At 32.6% G+C, this 3,911-nt stretch carries 1 protein-coding gene; it reads left to right on the forward strand.

Annotated features, from left to right (window positions below):
- Window positions 1-2,112, forward strand: a 2,112-nt coding sequence (locus tag ACFIK3_RS09020) for a type ISP restriction/modification enzyme (protein WP_375676586.1), incomplete at its 5' end; no start/stop codon positions are given.
- Window positions 2,113-3,911: the final 1,799 nt, after the last annotated feature.

Genomic DNA, 3,911 nt, shown 5'->3' on the forward strand with positions numbered 1-3,911 from the left:
GCCAATGAGATTGTTTTACTGGCTTATTACATAGCAGCCATTAACATTGAATCGACTTATCATAGTTTGAAGAAAGGAGAGTATATTCCTTTCAAACATATTGGTTTAACCGATACATTCCGGATGCTTGAAAAACAAGATCTGATGAGAGGTTTACTAGAGAAAAACAGTGAATATTTAGAACTTCAGAAAAACCTCAATATTGAAGTTATCTTCGGCAATCCTCCTTATTCAACAAAGCAAAAAAACGAAAATGATAATGCAAAAAACACACCCTATCCGATTTTAGATAAACGTATTAGTGAAACTTATGCTGCTCATTCAAAAGCAACCAATATGCAAGCAATTTATGATAGCTATATTCGTGCTATTCGCTGGGCAAGTGACCGTATAAAAGACCGTGGTATTATTGGTTTTGTTACAAATGCCGGTTTTATTAATGGAAGTTCTACGGACAGTCTACGAAAGTGCCTCGTTGAGGAATTTAGCAGCCTTTATATTTTCCATTTACGGGGTAACCAACGAACTTCTGGAGAACTTTCTCGAAAAGAAGGTGGTAAAATTTTTGGTTCTGGATCTCGAGCCCCTATAGCGATTTCCATTCTCGTAAAAAATCCAAATGCACAACAGCGTGGTAAGATATATTTTCGTGATATTGGAGACTATCTCACGAGGCAAGAAAAGCTTACAATGATTGAATCCCTTGGAAGCATTAATGGTATTACACGGAGTAAACAAGGTTGGCAAATCATTATACCAGATAAGCACGGTGATTGGATAAATCAACGTGATGACAATTTTAAAGCATTTTTAGCCATAGGTGTTAAGAAAGGTAATAATAAGAAAAAGCTCTTTGAAACTTTTTCGTGTGGTATACAAACTAATCGTGATGCTTGGGCATATAACTCAAATCGTGAGGTTTTAGCAAAAAACATGAGTTATATGATTGCTTTCTATAATAGCGAAGTGGAACGTTTTAATAATGTCTATCCGCATGCTGACCGTAAGTTACGTGCAAATGCTGTAAACGATTTTGTTAGTGTTGATGCTACAAAAATTTGTTGGAGTAGTAGTCTGAAAGAAGAGTTTGTAAGAGGAAAGGTTTTTGAATTTGAAGATAAATGTCTTATTCAAAGCCTATATCGTCCTTTTACGAAGCAATGGCTTTACTATAGTCGTATTTTTAACCATAGAGTCTATCAAATGCCGCGGATATTTCCTATAGGGCAAGCGGTTGAAAACAGAGTGATACAAATTACAGGCATAGGAGCAATGGGAGGCTTTTCTGTGCTTATGACTACGGCTCTGCCCGATGTTCAGGTGATAGAAAATGGACAATGCTTTCCACGCTATATTTACGAAGACACTACGGTCTCAAAAGATAAAAACAAGAAACAAACTCATTTATTTACGGATTCTACAGAAGACAGCAAAACAGCTGATTTACAGAGGAGTGATGCCATTACGGATGAGGGACTAGCGCATTTTAAAGCTGCTTATCCTAATGAGACTATAATAAAAGAAGATATCTTTTATTACGTATACGGTCTACTTCACTCAGAAGATTATCGTGCCCGTTATGCTGATAACCTCTCTAAAGAGTTGCCTCGCATCCCTTGTGTAAAAAGCGCTGAAGATTTTTGGAAGTTTGTTAATGCTGGACGTGAACTAGGGCATTTGCACGTGAATTATGAGACTGTAGAGCCTTATCCAGTGACCTTTAAAAAGGGTAATCCAAAACAAACAGAGATCTCTAATCCCGAAAAATTTTATTACGTTACAGAAATGAAATTCGCAAAAATTAAGAATAGTAAGGAAAAGGATAAATCTACAGTTATTTACAACAGCAATATCACAATAACAGACATCCCTCTTGAAGCTTATGAGTATATCGTTAATGGTAAACCCGCTCTTGAATGGGTTATGGAGCGTCAATGTGTAAAGACTGATAAAAAGAGTGGTATTGTGAATGATGCCAATCGCTATGCTGTTGAAACCGTTGGCAACCCTGCCTACCCTCTAGAGTTATTTCAAAGGGTTATTACCGTAAGTTTAGAAACAATGAAGATTGTTAAGAACTTACCAAAATTAGAAATAAGAGAAACTGAATAAGCTTATTAAAGCATGCTCACATAATGAGTGTGATAACCTTACAAGGGGTATAAGGTCTTATAACCATAATCTATACCTCTCTTGTTAGATTGCTTACATACAATCTTTAAAAGGAATGTTTATATGCATTATTCTAAAAAAGAGCATTTGCACTTTTTAACACTGTACTTTGGATTGCTTTAAGGCTTATAAGAAATCCCATCTTAAAGTGAATTAGATTTTTTACATTGCCTTTAAAAGATTATACCGTAATCTAAAATGATAACTTTATTGTTATCAGAAGCTTTGTTTAAAGAGAGTTATGTATATTCATTTTCTTATATTACTTATAGGTTTTGAATGTTTCTCAAACCCTCAAAATACCTTCAAAACCCCTTTTTATATATATTACAGATTGTATTTACGTGTTTTGTGTAATATAGGTTGTTTATTTAAAACATTAACATATTGAAATATAATAACTTTTATTTTTTGATTGAAAAAAATATATAAAGGGGGGTAAAAGGACCCCTCAAAATACTCAAAATCTTCAAAACTCATAACCATAATGGTCTTGATAGCATTTCATATGAGTTACAAACTATCTTTTGAAAGGCTTTAAAGATTACATACTCTCATAAGACATGTTTTAATCATTCACTAAATGATCACTTTTGTCGATTCAATGTACTGACATAAACTGACAAATATATATTTACAGTTGTATTTATTTGTTATGGCTGTTTTAATAAGTTGTATTTTGAAAAATTGATAAAACTTAACTTATTGAAATATAATGATTTTAATTTTCTCTCATTTAAAAAAAATGATATAGGTTCTAAAAAGAACTGACAAGACTGACAAAAGTTTATTAAAAGGGATTTTGCTCATCTCTATAATGATCAGTTTCTATTGAGATGTTTTCATAAGTGTTTTCATAACAGACAATAAATCGCAATTATCCTATTTATCATTTCTCTTATGAACATGAAAAATGATGCCATGGCTATAAAGAACATAACAACTATAGAGAAAGCAAAAATGCAAATGAAAGCATTTGTTATAAAGACAGTCCCTATAAGGCTGTTAAGTCTAAAATGTGTTATTAAAAGAAATTAACAGAAATCTTAGAAGCCATTTAGTGACAAAATTGATAGGTTATAAAGTTTAAAATACGCATTATGAGAGCGTTTTTAAATATTATAAATGTATAGATTCAGAAAATAACGCAATCGTTTTATAAATCTTATAATATAGCTTTAAAAGCACATAAATATAAAAGAAGCAATTAATAAGCATAAGTTATTATCAATACACAACGTATTTAAAAAATAAGAAAAAAATATCAAAAAAGATAAAATATTATTTGACAATAAATACGTATTTTGTTATATAAATAATCAAGTGATCAAAACACTTTACGTTAAGCGGGTAGGTTACGAAACGACCTTATCCACTTCTTAAAATACTGACTATCTTTTATGCTTTTGTTAGCATATATAGTGATTTTGTCGGGTGTAGCTATGCCATACAATACCCTTTTTAGGGGAAAGCATAGCAACGGACTTAACGCCGTGTTTTGAGCGCCCGGCGCCTTTATAAGGTGTCAATTTCAAAACTTTTTACGTTAAGAAAGAATTTCCAATGAAAAAATACGAATTTACCAATGAAAAATTCACTTTTGATGGTCTTACTTTACACCGCATTCGTGCTCTAAGAGATTTCGATGATGTTAAGGCGGGGGACCTCGGCGGTTTTATTGAAAATGAAAGTAACTTATCCCATGATGGCAATTGCTGGGTCTATGATAATGCCGCGGT

This window comes from Bartonella sp. CB10SXKL (assembly GCF_042195515.1).
Lineage (GTDB): Bacteria > Pseudomonadota > Alphaproteobacteria > Rhizobiales > Rhizobiaceae > Bartonella.